This is a genomic window from Schaedlerella sp., from assembly GCF_056796775.1.
Genome location: NZ_JBQIKP010000022.1, coordinates 1 through 13,506, shown reverse-complemented (window position 1 = coordinate 13,506; position 13,506 = coordinate 1). Strand labels below are relative to the sequence as shown.

Here is a 13,506-nt window from a genome sequence, read left to right as displayed (position 1 = left end):
ATTTCGCGAAAATGAGTTAATATGATATTAATTCATTTTACAGCATGTAAGCACATGATTGCTTCATGGGGATTCAGAGGAGGAAAAGGATGAAACCAGCAGCAATATTTCAAAACGGAATGATTTTACAGAGGAACAAGCCTGTCGTCATCTGGGGGACCGGCGCGCGGGGAGAGACGATCCGCGGGGAGATCCAGGGCAGACAGGGGGAAGCCGCTGCGGACGCGGCCGGCAACTGGACGCTGACGCTGCCCCCATTGGATGCCTCCGATGAGGAAGAGCTCGTACTGCGTTCTGTTTCCACGGCAGGGGAATCGGAGGCAATCACATTTTCTCAGGTTGCGGTTGGCGAAGTCTGGGTTGCCGGAGGGCAGTCCAATATGGAATTTCACATGCGCTATGAAAAGCACCGGGCGGAAGCCTTGAAGAACTGCAGCAATCCGAGAGTCCGTTTTTTTGATGTGCCGGAGGTCAGCTATGACGGACAGGCGGAGGAATTTGACTACAGCAGGATGGGGATCTGGCGGAAAGCGGATCCGGAAAATCTGGAATATTTCAGTGCGGTCGGATATTATTTTGAACGGGAGCTCGAGCGCGTATTGGATGTTCCCGTGGGGATCATCGGATGCAATTGGGGCGGAACACGATCCTGCGCCTGGATGTCTGCGGAAAGCGTGGAGCGCGCGGGAAAGCCGTGGATGCAGATGTACGAGGACCGGATCGCGGAAATGGATCTGGAGGAATACTGGGAAAAGCAGCACGGCAATCCGATGAACCACAGGGGAGACCCCTTTGGTGATCCTTTCGGGGAAACCGTGCTGCCAAGGACACTCAGCCCCGAGGAGCTGGCGGATTTTTTTCAGAACATGCCGGCCGGCACGGAGGACTATCTGGAATGCATGATGCCGTGTGAAATTCCGGGATCTCTGTATGAGCATATGCTGAAAACGATCGCCCCCTATGGGATCTGCGGATTTCTCTGGTATCAGGGCGAAAGCGACGATGAGCCCGGGAAGCAGTGCCTGTACCGGGACATGCTGGCTGCTTTGATCGGAGACTGGCGCGCGCTCTGGAAGGATGCCGGGCTTCCCTTCCTGTTCGTGCAGCTTCCGGGATGGGAAAACTGGCTGTTGGACGGTCCGGGAAATCGGGATTACATGACGATCCGAAGCTGTCAGGAAATGGCTGCGAGAACCGTAAGCAATGCATATTTATGCTCCATTTCCGATGCGGGAGAGCAGATGGACATTCATCCAAAGGACAAAAAGGTCGTAGGGGAACGCCTTGCGCTTCTGGCGAGAGGGCATGTATACGGAGAATCGCTGCTATGCGACGCGCCCATGGCAGAAAGCATCCGGCGGGACGGCAGCCGCATTGAGATCGTGTTTCAGAACGCGGAGGGCGGGCTGAAGGTCAAGGGTGACGCGGTGGAGGCACTGCATGTCTATCCAGTGGAATTTTCCGGTGCGGAGAAGCCCGCTTGTGAAGAAGCCGGACATGGGGCCGGCTGCGGAGATGAGTGTTTGACTGCGTCTGACGCGGAAGGTGACGCGGATTACAGCGAAGCGATCTTGGCTGACGCCGGTGAGGAAAGCAGGGCGGATTACAGCGAAACGATCTTGGCTGGTACTGATGCGGAAGGCAGCGCAGACCGCAGAGAGGAAATTCCAGTTACCGCTGATGTGGAAGGCGAGAAGTTGGTGATCCTGCTTCCGGAAGGGGTCGGGAAAGTCTCCGTAGAATTTGCGCGGACCCGGTGGTATCTGGTCAATCTGTACAATCAGGCAGATATACCGGCTATTCCCTTTGAATTGATATGTTAAGAAACCTCAGAAAAATGAAAAGGACAGAATTACAATGGATCAATCCGCTTATTTTGAACAGATCCGCCGAAAACGGCGGGAGGAAATTTTAGATGCCGCCCGTGCCATGATCCTTGCCGCGGGAATGGATTCCTTCAATATCCAAAAACTGGCCCGTAGGCTCGATATTTCCGCGGTCACGCTTTACAAATATTTTAAAAACAGTGATGATATTCTGCTGGCGCTGCAAAAGGAGATCCTCGGGCAATGGACGCCCACATATCAAAATTTTTCATCCGGCGAAAACGCTCTGGATGACTTTTTACGGTTTATAGAGGATTTTTTTGCGGACGCGATGGAGCATCAGGAGGAGCTGTCGCTGCTGCTTTTATTTCAAATACATTCCCAGAATCAGGAAACGCCCGATACCATGGAAGCCATGGCGCGGCTTACCCTGCCTCATGCGGACAGGCTTACCAAATTTTTCACCGATCTGCTGATACGGGCAAAGCAGGAGGGGGATTTGAAAAAGGACTTAGATACCGATGCCGCGGTCTCCTTTATCTGCGGATTGAATTTTGCCGTAGTTCAGCGGATCGCGCTGATGCCCCGCCGGGATTTCCAGAAGGAAAAGGGAAGGCTGATGCGGGAGATCCGAGAGTTAGGCGCATTGTATCGGTTGTATCTGGCGGGCTGAGTTTTACTGAAAGCAGCCCGGTGGAGAGTTCACGCTGTAAGAAGCTTAGGAACCGCGCAAAAAAGGCAAGTTATTTTTGCACAGTTCCTTACCACTTTTCAAACAGTAACTCATTGTATCATTCAATATATTGCCTGAGCTGAGGGAAACGCTCTGCATGTTCCCGGATATACTCCCTTTTAAATGCCGCAAATGCCGATTCTCTCCTCAGCAATGCTTTCAATTTTCTCAATACGAATTTAGAATCCGGGTGCTTTTTTATTTCTTCAAGATTATCATACAACAGATTCATTTCCCTGGTAAGCTCCTGAAATCTCATCTCCGTTTTGCAATCTCTCAACCCCGTATTCTTTTTATTAAATACTTCGCAGACCAGCTCCGCCGTCACTACTGCCGATACATCATTCTCGTTTTTTGCATCTGCCGCAACCGCATTCTCAGTCATCCTGAAAAAAATCACTTTTTCAGGATCCAGCTTACAGCAGTCTATGATTCCCATATCATACTTCTTTTGGTTTTTAACACTGTTGCAGTGGCCGCATGACCAGAAAAGATTATTCCAGTCAAACTTCCTGTCCCAATATTTTCCGTTTTTATGCGGCAGTAAATGTTCCACCTCAGGATCCTGCAGATTCTTCATTTCACATATATAGCATTTATTATGAAAATCGTCTCTCAGTTGTCTTATCACATCCGGCTTCTCATAGCTCCCGGTTCTTTTCTTTGATTCAATCTCCAAAGACACAGGGGCCGGAAACGTACGTTTTACCTTAACCATCAAAGGTCCTCCCTGTTCTCAAATTCCATTTTTATCCGTTGGTATTCTGTAGTAATGCCAAGCGCCAGGTAATCCGGGATCTCGTTCAAATACATTTCCAGTTGCGCAATCTCCTCAAAATCATCATCTAACAGGTCATGTTTCTGAGTAAGTATCTTATATCTCTCATATTTCTCTTTTAACGAATATGACAGTTCGCTGGATTTAAAATATCCCTCAACAATGCCGCTGTAAGGAATATTCGCCAGCCCATCTTGTACGAGCATCCTTTTTTCCAGATCATATATCACTGCATTGGACAGGCTGTTCAATATGAAAGGCGAATGCGTAGACATGATAAACTGGATATTTGGAAATATTGTTGTCAGTAAATCCAGTATCTTCTTCTGCAGTTCAAGATGAAGATGAGTCTCGATTTCGTCAATCAGAACAATTCCCGGCATGTTGAAATCGAATATCCGTCCCTTGCTTTTCTGCATTCGCATCATTACGTCTAAGATGATATCCAAAGCCGCCGCAAAACCGCTCGCCAATGTATTGAAGTCAAAAACTTCTCTGTCTTTTTCCTTTATGGAAAATGAAAATGTATCTTCTTCAAATATCAATTCAAGAGATGAGTCGTCAAATATTTTCTGCAACAAATCCTGAAACTTCGCGAACCATTCTGCAATTGCTTCTGCTTTTTCCTGTTTTCTGTTACTTCTGGCCAATGCTTCCGTCACCTTGAGATCCGCCAAATATTTTATAAATTCCTGCCGTGGCGTCTCTTCCATCGTATATATATCTTTCAGCTCTACCTTTTCAATATGGCCTGGCTGCTCTGCATAAAATGCCCTCTCTGCTTTATAGTATGCTAAAACAAATTCTCCCTCTTTAAAGTAATCTCTTAGTAATTCCTCCTGGCAATTGAACCGTAATTTCACACCTGTTTTTGTGGCACCCGTTTTTTCTAATTCTTCTTCATGATATTCGACCCAGTTTTTTTCATCCCTCCTTGCTTTTGGGTCTTGTAGAAGACTGCTTAGACTACGTAATATATTTGCCACTTCTTTGGAAGTGATTCGAAGATTTAAATAATCAGACAGCGCCTCCAGTACACTCGTCTTTCCGCTTCCGTTTTTGCCTGTAAGAATCAAATGCTTTCTCTCTCCGTCTGACAGTGGTATCGTAATATTTTTCAAATGCCTGACACATTCTATTGTGATATCCGATATAAAAATGTTCTCCATATTGCCTCCATATCCGTTTCCTGATCCGAAGTTGCTAAGTATATCCCTATTATAGAAGATAATCAAATGGATTTCAACCTCTCCAATCGTATTTTGAAGTCGTATTGAAGTTGACTTTGAAGTTGCTTTGAAGTATAATTGAAGTACTTCAAAGATATCGATTCACAGGAGGAGATCATGTATCTGGAACAATTGGTTGCGATTTCTGCAATAGAAGATATGAATATGGAATGCAAAGCAAAGCTGAGCAGAAATGATGTTGTCGGCTGGCTCAAGACGATCGCAGGATTTTCTAATGCGGAAGGCGGCTCTTTTTTCATCGGCGTAGAAGATAAGACAAACAAATTAATCGGATTCTCCAGAAAAGATGCGGACAATGAGCGCAACTTTTTGAATAATCAGATTAATGAACACCTGTTTCCAAGGCCCGCATTGCGGATATCTTTCATCCGATATGAAAAAAATGGACGGGAATTATATTTGATCAGGGTGGATGTAACGGAATCTCTGATAAAACCGGTCATTGTAAAATTTAATCATATCCCTTCTATTTATATGAGGCGGGATGGATTTACAAACGGCGCGACCTATGAAGAAATCATTCAGATGAGTATTAAGAGCAGCAACACACAATTTGATATTCTTGAATCGGAAGAAATCTATGTAAGAGAGGAATTTTCCAAACTTTTTGCATTTCACCAGGAGCATAATGGCGGCGCAAAGCTGACGGACAAAGCGCTGATGTCGCTTGGATTTTTTACGCCGGATCACAAACTTAAAAACGGTGCCCTGCTGTTCCGGGACGGGTATGATCAGCCCAAAACAGAAGTGCAGTGCTCTGTCTTTTCAGGTTTTAATAAAGGCAGCGAAAGAATCGTCACCATCAATCGTTTCAAAGGAAATATCACAGACAGCATTTGCTATATGCTGGAATTTGTAAAGCAGCGAATGAACCATACCTTTATCAAGCTGGCAAATTCTCGCGTAACGATTGATTCTTATCCGGAACGCGCCTTGTTTGAAGGCATTGTAAGCGCCGTAGCACACCGAGATTATTTTCTGGATGGAACGCAGATTCAAGTCGATATGTTGAAAGACAGGCTCGAAATTTCTTCACCGGGAAGTTTTTATCAGGGAGAAAAGATTGGCAAAACTTATGATCTGTCTAAAATAATTTCCAAAAGAAGAAATGAATTGATCTGCGGGATATTGGTCAAATGCAATGTTATGGAAGCGGCAGGCACAGGCTTTGATAAAATCATGCAGGAATATATGGATGCTGATGAGCGCCATCGCCCCTATATCTATTCCGCGTCGGATCATTTTACATTGGTATTGCCGGATCTGACCTATTCCGAGGGTGTGATCGCGGATGATGCCGAAAATGTGGAATTTGTACCTGTACCAAATGGGACCCCGCATGATGAAAAGGTACTGTCCTTCTGCTACAATACCGCAAGGAAGGCCGCCGAGATCGCAGAATATCTGGAATTAAGCGACTCTTCTTATTTCCGGAAAAAGATTTTGGAAAATCTGGTGGAGCATCACTATCTGGAAAAGGATAAGGCCGCCGGAACTAACTACTATAAAGCCAACCGAGATATAGTCGGCCTGGGGTAAAAGCTGTTAACGAAAAATACGAATCACGGAGGAAGCCTATGGATTTAATGAATTACACCGCCGCCGAACAGAAGCAGGTCCTGTCCGCCGGCCAGGTACAGTCCCTGGATATTCTCGCGCTCACCAACCAGGAGCTGGAGGATTTTATGGTAAATGAATATCTGGAAAACCCGCTGCTGGAGCGCGCGGAGCAGCGGGAAAATGACCTGATGACAAGCATTGAAAAGTTTTCTGAGTCCGATGCCGGGACTTCCTACGCAGACCAGCACCCCGGCAATCCTGACGACAGAGAACATTTTGAGCAGGAATTTTCAGCCAGATCCGGCGACCCGGTAAAGGAACTCCTTTTGGGACAACTGAACTGGAAGGACTATTCCCAGAAACAGATGAAAATGATGAGCTATCTGGTGGACTGTCTGGACGATAAGGGATTTTTCACCCATGATTCCGGCGAGCTATCCGCCGAGTCCGGCTATCCGAAGGAGGAGCTGGATCAGTGCCTTGCCGTCCTGCGGGAGCTGGAGCCTGCGGGGATCTTTGCGCCGAATCTGGCGGAATGCCTGATCAGGCAGCTGGAGGCAAAGGATCTTGCCGAGGAAACATTATGCGTGCTTCTGCGGGATTATCTGACAGAGCTGGTCAGCGGACAAATCGGAACCATCTCCCGGAGCCTGGGCATTTCCACGATCCGGGTCAAGGAATATATCCACCTGATCGGAAGCCTGAACCCCCGCCCGCTCATGGACGTCCAGTCGGAGGAATCATCCTATGTTGTGCCGGATATCATCGTGTCCCGCCCAGGGGGAAAATGGACCGTGGAGATCAACGACCAGTGGATGGGGGAATACCGGTTCAGCGATTATTACATCCACATGATGAAGGACGCGACGGATCCCGAGCTCACCGCTTACTTCAAGGAACGACTGGAACGGGCCAGGTTTGTGTTCGGCTGTGTGGAACAGAGGCGAAAAACCATTACCCGCATTATGGAAGCGATTTTGGCGCGGCAGGAGGATTATTTTATACATCGGGACTCCTTGAAGCCCATGGGAATGGAGGACATCGCGGCGGACTTGAGGGTCTCTGTGTCTACCGTGAGCCGGGCAGTCAGGGGAAAATATGTCCAGTACAAAAAGACAGAGCCGTTGGAAGCATTGTTTACATAGGCTCTATGCTCTGAGCTTGCAGGCCGAAATTACAGACTTCGGATTGCAACCGTACAGGTGGAAAATTTTCATTTAGTATGGGGACTGCCCTGCCAGGGGGCAATCCCCAATACTGTACTTACCTGCAGCCATGCAGCGTAATACTGGGCCGCAGAATGAGCTGTCATTTTATAAAACTACTTTCCCAAAATCCGAAGCCGGGTGCTTGCACAGCGGGCAGATAAAATCTTCCGGCAGCTCCGCCCCCACATATTCATACCCGCAGATCCGGCAGCGCCATACGGTCTTGCCGCTCTCCGTTTTGCCTGCTGCCTGCGGCTTCGGCTTGATATTGTTCAGATAATACTCGTAGGTGACTGACGGCGTCTGGCTCAAAACCTCCATATCGGTGATGGTCCCGATAAACATCGTATGGGAACCCAGATCCTGTGTCTTCTCTACCTTCACAGAAATATACGCATTGGTTCCCTCCGTAATATGCCGGATGCCATTGGTCCCGGTCTCATATGCGTCAAAGCCGGCAAACTTGTCCGCGTCCCGCCCTGACTGGAACCCAAACCGCTTGAACAGTTCAAAATCCGCATCCTGGCTGATGATCGATACGGTAAATTCTCCGGTCTGCTTGATCATATCATGGGTAAAATTTGCTTTGTTCACTGCAATGCTCATCTGATTCGGCTCCGACGCCGCCTGGATGGCCGTGTTGATGATGCAGCCGTTGTCCTTGCCGTCCGCCTTTGCGGTCAGGACGAATAATCCGTAGGTTAACTTGTACATTGCTTTTTTGTCCATAAAACAGTCTCCTTTACTTTGTATTGCTTTTTGTGTCATGTCCGGCTCGCATTGCGCCTTTACCGAGTTATCTCTAACAATACTTTTTCTTTAATTATACTCATACGCAGCATTTCAGTCAATGTATCCTGCTATTTTCTCCTGTTATCCAAATCACAAAAACCCGGAGCCGGACAGCTTCTGCACTGTCCCGCGCTCCGGGTTGTATATCCGTTGCTTCATCTATAAAAGAGGGGCCATTATCCCTCGATGGCAATATACTTCTTTTCCTCAACCTGCGGCTTTTTCTCTTCCGGCTTTGGGATCGCCAGCTTCAGTACCCCGCTCTCATACTTGGCGCGGATGTCTTCCTGCTTTACCTCTTCTCCGACATAGAACGATCTGCTCATACTGCCTGCATACCGCTCCCGGCGCACAAACCTTCCGGTCTTCTTATCTTCCTCGTCTTTGCTGAGCCCCTTTGCCGCGCCGACTACCAGATATCCGTCATTCAGTTCCAGGGAAAGCTCTTCTTTCTGAAAACCGGGCAGATCAATGTCTACCTCATAGTGGTCATCATGCTCCTGTACGTCTGTCTTCATCATATGCATTGCGTGGCGTCCGTACAGCTTTCTCTGTGCTTTCTCCATTGCCCTGTTGTCATACGCGGGAAAATCAAAAAATCCATCAAATAAATCATCAAATAAGTTTTCTCCAAAAATACTGGGTGTCATCATAAGTCATCGCTCCTTTTCTAATGAAAAACAACTTGTTAACTCGAACCGGGGATGCTTCGTATAATTCGTATCAAGATACTTCCTGCGGATTATACCAGGAAGGAAACGGGACTTCTAAGTGGTTCCTTTCTTTCCTTCTCCTTTGTTCTATCTGTACTATAACACGCAAATTAGCACTCGTCAATAGCGAGTGCTAATTTTTTTGTGAACTTTCTGTGACCGCCGGCCCTTCATAAGTTCATTCATCTTCCTTCAGGATTCCTCAGTTGTTCCATATCATACCCCATAATACTCCCGGATCGCCCGCGCCGCATATTCCGAGCAGCCTTCTCCAAACTGCGCGTCCGTCACCTCCGCCAGTTTCCCGTTCTGCAGATATTCCTTCGCCAGATCCAGCAGGATGCTCCTTGCGTTGTCCAGCCGGAACATGTTCTTGTAGCTCTCGGCAAGCCTTTTCACGGCCTCTTCTGCAAGTAATGCATCCCCGGTTTCCTTTGCCTTCATGAACTGCCGGTAGATCTGCTCGTTTTCCTCCTGGGGCTGCGCAAAATCCTCCGTGTTCCCGGTGGATTGCAGGATGGCTTCCATGGCCTTTTCCTTGCTGCCGTACCAGCGGAATATATCCGAGAGCGCCTGCTTATTCTGAAAGCCGGACGCCAGGTACTCCCGGTACTGCTCCAGGCCGCCGTATTTTTCCGCCTGTTCCTCCAGATTCTGTTTCGGCATACACTCCAGAGTATGGTCTAAGATCTTCTGTACCTCTTCATTGCTGAATGCTTCAAAGCTCATGATATTGACTCCTTTCATTACATCTGTGATCAGTTCGATGATCCCGTTCAGCCTGTTCCGCTTCCGCTCCAACAGGGACTTCTGTGTCCGAAGAACCTGCTCCCGGTCATAATCCGGGTTGTCCAGGAGCCTCCGGATATCCGCCAGAGGGATCTCCAGCTCCCGGAAAAACAGGATCTCCTGGAGCCTTTCGATGGTCCGGTTGTCATATAAGCGGTAGCCGGCTTCGGTCATCGCCGCCGGCTTCAGAAGCCCGATCTCATCGTAATACCGCAGCGTCCGGATGCTCACCCCTGTGATCTCCGACACCTCTTTTACGGTTTTCATGGTCTTGTTTCCTCCTTTCGGTTTCATCCTAAACCATGACGCCGCGGGAGAGTCAATACTGATTTTTTAACGGATTGTCAACCTCACTTATCCAAATCCAACGGTTCCTCCGGCAACGCTGCCGCAATGCTCATCTTCTCATAAACCATCCGCAGAAGCTGTGTCCGGCTTGTAGTTCCCAGGGAAACCGGCGCGAAAAAGACCCGCTGCCCGTTCTGCGTGGTACACAGGTCGAAAAAGGAACGCCGATGGGGAATCAAAACCGCGAGCCGCTCCAGGATCTGCGTCTGCAATGCAGTGACATCCTTCTGTATATGTAAATTCAGAATCATTTCGTCCAATTGATTCCACTGGCTGTTATCTAAAGTAATCATCTTATTTCGCCCCTCCATGAAATTATTTTATCATTGTTTACGAAAATAGTAAATCGGTCCGCTGTTAATAAGCCATATTTCCAGAATAATGCCAAGTAGCTTCCTCGTGTCAGAGAGAAGCTGCTTGGTATATTCATTTTTACTTTTGGCCAGGGTCTGACCAGTAACGAGCAGGGCGCAGAAGGAAAGGAACTGCAATGAGTTTGTTGTATTTTTCTGTGAAAGCCTGTATACTAGGAAAAAAGAGAGCCGGTTTTACTGGTTCTTTGGAGGCGCAATGCAGGCCGCCTGAAAACAGACCGGGGATATACGATCGTATTTTTGAGAGGAACAGGTGATTAAGATGGAAATTGACAAAATGTTCAACGTTAACGCAGACTGCCAGCCTGATCTGCATTACATGGTCGATATTACAGAACGCCTTCAAAAGATAAAAGAAATGGTAGACGCTGGTCAGTATTTTACCATCAACCGGGCCAGACAATATGGAAAGACAACGACACTCCAGGCATTGGGAGCGTTTTTAAAAAAGGATTATATCGTGGTGAGTCTGGATTTTCAAATGCTGGGTGCGGCAAAATTTAAAGACGAAAATGTTTTTTCCGTTGCTTTTGCCAGACATTTTATTCGGGCGTTGGAAAGAGATGCAAGGATTAATCCCAGACAGACTATGCCCTTAAAGGAAGAGCTTAAAAAACATAAAACAGAACTGGAACTTCTGGAGCTATTTGAATTTTTAAGCGATATCTGCAGAGAGGCCCCCAAACCGGTCATCCTGCTTGTCGATGAGGTGGACAGTGCTTCGAACAACCAGGTTTTCCTGGATTTTCTTGCACAGCTTCGTGGATATTATATCAACAGGAAGAGTGTTGCGGCTTTCCACTCTGTGATCCTTGCAGGGATTTATGATGTGAAAAGCATAAAGAGAAAAATCCGTTCTGATGAGGAACAGAAGGTCAATAGTCCGTGGAATATTGCGGCAGATTTCCTGATAGATATGAGTTTTTCGGTAAAAGATATTATCGGAATGCTGAACGAATACGAGAAGGACCATCATACCAATATGGACATCTGTCAGATCGCGGGGCTGCTTCATGATTATACATCAGGGTATCCGTATCTGGTATCCAGGCTTTGTAAACTTATGGATGAAAGGGTTGCCGGTGATGAATTATTTCCAGACAGGCAGAGCGCGTGGACGGAAGATGGATTTTTGAAGGCGGTCCGCATTTTATTATCTGAACCAAACACGTTGTTTGATTCGCTGCTCCATAAGTTAGAGGACTATCCAGAGTTGGATTCGATGCTCCGAAGCCTTCTCTTCCAGGGAAAAGAAATCTCCTATGTAATCGGAGTACGGTCGATTGAAGCTGCTCTGATGTTTGGCTTTGTAAAAATAAGGGACAATCTGGTACAAATCGCGAACCGGATATTCGAAACATTGCTGTATAATTTTTTCCTTGTATCCCCGGAAATGCAGCGGGAGGGGATCTGCGATGCCGCATGGAAAGACAAAAACCTCTTTATAGAAAACGGACGGTTGAATATGAAGAGGGTCATAGAGCGGTTTGTGATACACTTTGATGACCTCTACGGGGATCTGGGAGAGAAATTTTATGAAGATGACGGACGGCGGTATTTTATGCTGTTTTTAAAGCCTGTAATTAACGGGCAGGGGAACTGTTATGTGGAAGCCGAGACAAGAAACAGAGAACGAACGGATTTGATTGTGGACTATCATGGAGAGCGTTTTATCATCGAAACCAAGGTCTGGTATGGACCTGCAAGACATGCGGAGGGGGAACGGCAATTGTCAGATTATCTGGAGCATTACCATTTGAAAACAGGGTATATGGTGACATTTCAGTTTAATAAAAGAAAAGAAATCGGCGTCAAAGAAGTTGCTGTGGGAGATAAGGTGCTGGTGGAGGCCATCGTGTAGATACGGAATGTCTGCCCCAGGCATCTTTTTTCACTTTTCCATGCGCTTTGCCGGTTTGGCTGCGTGGCAGAAAGAAAACGGATTCAATAAAAAATGCCTTTGACTTTTCCCTTACGGTAACGTGTATACTGGTAAGAAAGAAAAGGTGGTGATTATCAGTGCTGTCTATTGGTGAGTTCTCAAAAATATACAGCGTGTCTGCCAAAACTCTCAGATATTATGCTGAAATAGGGCTGATTCTGCCGAGTGAAATCAACCCGGAAAAGGGAAGAGATGAAAAAGCAATTACACGAACAGGAAAAGAGCCTGCATCAACTGGAATGCGACACGCATTTGGGGAAGTTAGTCGGAAGAATCAGAAAGGAACATTTAACGGTAACCAATCCGCCAATGGTTTTGTTTCACAGCAATGAGTTTACTCCATTGGGGTTAGATAAAGAATTTGCCGTTCCGATCAGGGAATGTGTAACTGGAACAAGGGATTTTAAGGCAGGGTTATGTCTGAAAACCGTTGTAAAGGACAGTTATCGGATTCGAAAGATATGAAAAACGGAGGCATTTCGCCATGATATTGCAAATCACTTGTCTGTACTTAATGGGCTGTTAAATCATGGAGAACTGGATGAAAGCAAAGCATACCTGAACAAGCTGAAAACGTTTTCAACTTCCCTGTCTTTTCCATACCAAACCGGCAATCCGGTAGTGGATATTTTGCTGAGTGGAAAATTGGGACTGGCAAAGGAAATTACAACAGAGATTTCTCTGTTACTGCCAAGGCCCTGTGGGATAGAAGATTTTGATCTGTGCGTGATTTTTGCATACGCTTTGGATAATTCAATCAATGCGTGCCGGTTGACCGAGGGAGTAAAGTCAATTCGTATCAGCGGAGAGCGGCAGGGCGATTTCTATATGCTGGCATTTGAAAACACCTGTTTAGATGAACCGTTGCCTCCAGCGGGAATCGGGCCTTCCAATATCAAATCGGTGGCGGAAAAATATTATGGCGCGATGCTGACAGAAAAAGTGGGACAGCGGTTTTTTTTGAATGTGCTGCTGAACATTTCAACAGGAAAAGGAACGTACCAAAGAAACTGGGAATAAGGAAGCCATTTCCTTTGGAAAAAATGATTTATAATAGGAGCTGGTTTAAGGAGAATTTCTTTTGGAAAATTAATAACTCAAACTTCCCACACCGCATGGTGTGTTGAACCTTGAAAAATCAATACTTTAACACATAAAAAAGGCATAAACCTCTTGTCTGTGGTATAATTGAG

General features: G+C 46.7%; 13 protein-coding genes. 7 read left to right on the top strand and 6 right to left on the bottom strand.

Annotation, left to right across the window (positions count from 1 at the left end; genetic code table 11):
* Positions 1-89: 89 nt before the first annotated feature.
* Complete coding sequence (locus tag ACTOY7_RS11270) at positions 90-1,823, top strand: sialate O-acetylesterase (protein ID WP_482671104.1); 1,734 nt, start codon at positions 90-92, stop codon at positions 1,821-1,823.
* Positions 1,824-1,857: 34 nt separating this feature from the next.
* Positions 1,858-2,499 carry a TetR/AcrR family transcriptional regulator gene (locus tag ACTOY7_RS11265; protein WP_482671103.1) on the top strand — a complete coding sequence of 214 codons (642 nt, stop codon included), beginning with the start codon at positions 1,858-1,860 and terminating at the stop codon, positions 2,497-2,499.
* 118 nt (positions 2,500-2,617) lie between these two features.
* Here the strand turns inward: ACTOY7_RS11265 and ACTOY7_RS11260 are convergent, their stop codons facing one another.
* On the bottom strand, positions 2,618-3,277 hold the full coding sequence (locus tag ACTOY7_RS11260) for an HNH endonuclease family protein (protein ID WP_482671102.1): 660 nt from the start codon (positions 3,275-3,277) through the stop codon (positions 2,618-2,620).
* Positions 3,277-4,506, bottom strand: coding sequence for an AAA family ATPase (locus ACTOY7_RS11255; RefSeq protein WP_160283667.1), 1,230 nt, complete (start codon positions 4,504-4,506; stop codon positions 3,277-3,279). Before ACTOY7_RS11255 ends, ACTOY7_RS11260 begins: the two co-directional genes overlap by 1 nt.
* A gap of 177 nt (positions 4,507-4,683) precedes the next feature.
* Here ACTOY7_RS11255 and ACTOY7_RS11250 point away from each other — a divergent pair, with 177 nt between their 5' ends.
* Both ACTOY7_RS11250 and ACTOY7_RS11245 read left to right on the top strand, forming a co-directional pair.
* The gene (locus ACTOY7_RS11250) at positions 4,684-6,126 is read left to right on the top strand and encodes an ATP-binding protein (RefSeq protein ID WP_160283668.1); all 1,443 of its coding nucleotides are present in this window, start codon (positions 4,684-4,686) and stop codon (positions 6,124-6,126) included.
* Between the two features lie 38 nt (positions 6,127-6,164).
* Positions 6,165-7,292: an RNA polymerase factor sigma-54 gene (locus ACTOY7_RS11245; protein WP_482671101.1), complete on the top strand. Its 1,128-nt coding sequence runs from the start codon at positions 6,165-6,167 to the stop codon at positions 7,290-7,292.
* A gap of 168 nt (positions 7,293-7,460) precedes the next feature.
* Here the strand turns inward: ACTOY7_RS11245 and ACTOY7_RS11240 are convergent, their stop codons facing one another.
* The 4 genes from ACTOY7_RS11240 to ACTOY7_RS11225 form a co-directional block, all read right to left on the bottom strand.
* On the bottom strand, positions 7,461-8,084 hold the full coding sequence (locus tag ACTOY7_RS11240; protein ID WP_482671100.1) for a flavin reductase family protein: 624 nt from the start codon (positions 8,082-8,084) through the stop codon (positions 7,461-7,463).
* Positions 8,085-8,323: 239 nt separating this feature from the next.
* Positions 8,324-8,800, bottom strand: coding sequence for an Hsp20/alpha crystallin family protein (locus tag ACTOY7_RS11235; protein WP_482671099.1), 477 nt, complete (start codon positions 8,798-8,800; stop codon positions 8,324-8,326).
* A 276-nt stretch (positions 8,801-9,076) separates the two neighbouring features.
* Positions 9,077-9,916 carry a MerR family transcriptional regulator gene (locus ACTOY7_RS11230; RefSeq protein WP_482672184.1) on the bottom strand — a complete coding sequence of 280 codons (840 nt, stop codon included), beginning with the start codon at positions 9,914-9,916 and terminating at the stop codon, positions 9,077-9,079.
* An 83-nt stretch (positions 9,917-9,999) separates the two neighbouring features.
* The gene (locus ACTOY7_RS11225; protein WP_300885680.1) at positions 10,000-10,290 is read right to left on the bottom strand and encodes a hypothetical protein; all 291 of its coding nucleotides are present in this window, start codon (positions 10,288-10,290) and stop codon (positions 10,000-10,002) included.
* Positions 10,291-10,633: 343 nt separating this feature from the next.
* Here ACTOY7_RS11225 and ACTOY7_RS11220 point away from each other — a divergent pair, with 343 nt between their 5' ends.
* From ACTOY7_RS11220 to ACTOY7_RS11210, 3 genes are all read left to right on the top strand, one after another.
* Complete coding sequence (locus ACTOY7_RS11220) at positions 10,634-12,232, top strand: AAA-like domain-containing protein (RefSeq protein WP_482672183.1); 1,599 nt, start codon at positions 10,634-10,636, stop codon at positions 12,230-12,232.
* A gap of 158 nt (positions 12,233-12,390) precedes the next feature.
* Positions 12,391-12,645, top strand: a complete 255-nt coding sequence (locus tag ACTOY7_RS11215) for a MerR family DNA-binding transcriptional regulator (RefSeq protein WP_482672182.1) — start codon at positions 12,391-12,393, stop codon at positions 12,643-12,645.
* A 169-nt stretch (positions 12,646-12,814) separates the two neighbouring features.
* The gene (locus tag ACTOY7_RS11210; RefSeq protein ID WP_482672181.1) at positions 12,815-13,333 is read left to right on the top strand and encodes a GHKL domain-containing protein; all 519 of its coding nucleotides are present in this window, start codon (positions 12,815-12,817) and stop codon (positions 13,331-13,333) included.
* Positions 13,334-13,506: the final 173 nt, after the last annotated feature.

What these genes read in the sequence shown, in the direction of transcription:
- ACTOY7_RS11270 (WP_482671104.1), top strand. Translation starts at nt 90, where the DNA reads ATGAAACCAGCAGCAATATTTCAAAACGGAATGATTTTACAGAGGAAC.
- ACTOY7_RS11265 (WP_482671103.1), top strand. Translation starts at nt 1,858, where the DNA reads ATGGATCAATCCGCTTATTTTGAACAGATCCGCCGAAAACGGCGGGAG.
- ACTOY7_RS11260 (WP_482671102.1), bottom strand. Translation starts at nt 3,277, where the DNA reads ATGGTTAAGGTAAAACGTACGTTTCCGGCCCCTGTGTCTTTGGAGATT.
- ACTOY7_RS11255 (WP_160283667.1), bottom strand. Translation starts at nt 4,506, where the DNA reads ATGGAGAACATTTTTATATCGGATATCACAATAGAATGTGTCAGGCAT.
- ACTOY7_RS11250 (WP_160283668.1), top strand. Translation starts at nt 4,684, where the DNA reads ATGTATCTGGAACAATTGGTTGCGATTTCTGCAATAGAAGATATGAAT.
- ACTOY7_RS11245 (WP_482671101.1), top strand. Translation starts at nt 6,165, where the DNA reads ATGGATTTAATGAATTACACCGCCGCCGAACAGAAGCAGGTCCTGTCC.
- ACTOY7_RS11240 (WP_482671100.1), bottom strand. Translation starts at nt 8,084, where the DNA reads ATGGACAAAAAAGCAATGTACAAGTTAACCTACGGATTATTCGTCCTG.
- ACTOY7_RS11235 (WP_482671099.1), bottom strand. Translation starts at nt 8,800, where the DNA reads ATGATGACACCCAGTATTTTTGGAGAAAACTTATTTGATGATTTATTT.
- ACTOY7_RS11230 (WP_482672184.1), bottom strand. Translation starts at nt 9,916, where the DNA reads ATGAAAACCGTAAAAGAGGTGTCGGAGATCACAGGGGTGAGCATCCGG.
- ACTOY7_RS11225 (WP_300885680.1), bottom strand. Translation starts at nt 10,290, where the DNA reads ATGATTACTTTAGATAACAGCCAGTGGAATCAATTGGACGAAATGATT.
- ACTOY7_RS11220 (WP_482672183.1), top strand. Translation starts at nt 10,634, where the DNA reads ATGGAAATTGACAAAATGTTCAACGTTAACGCAGACTGCCAGCCTGAT.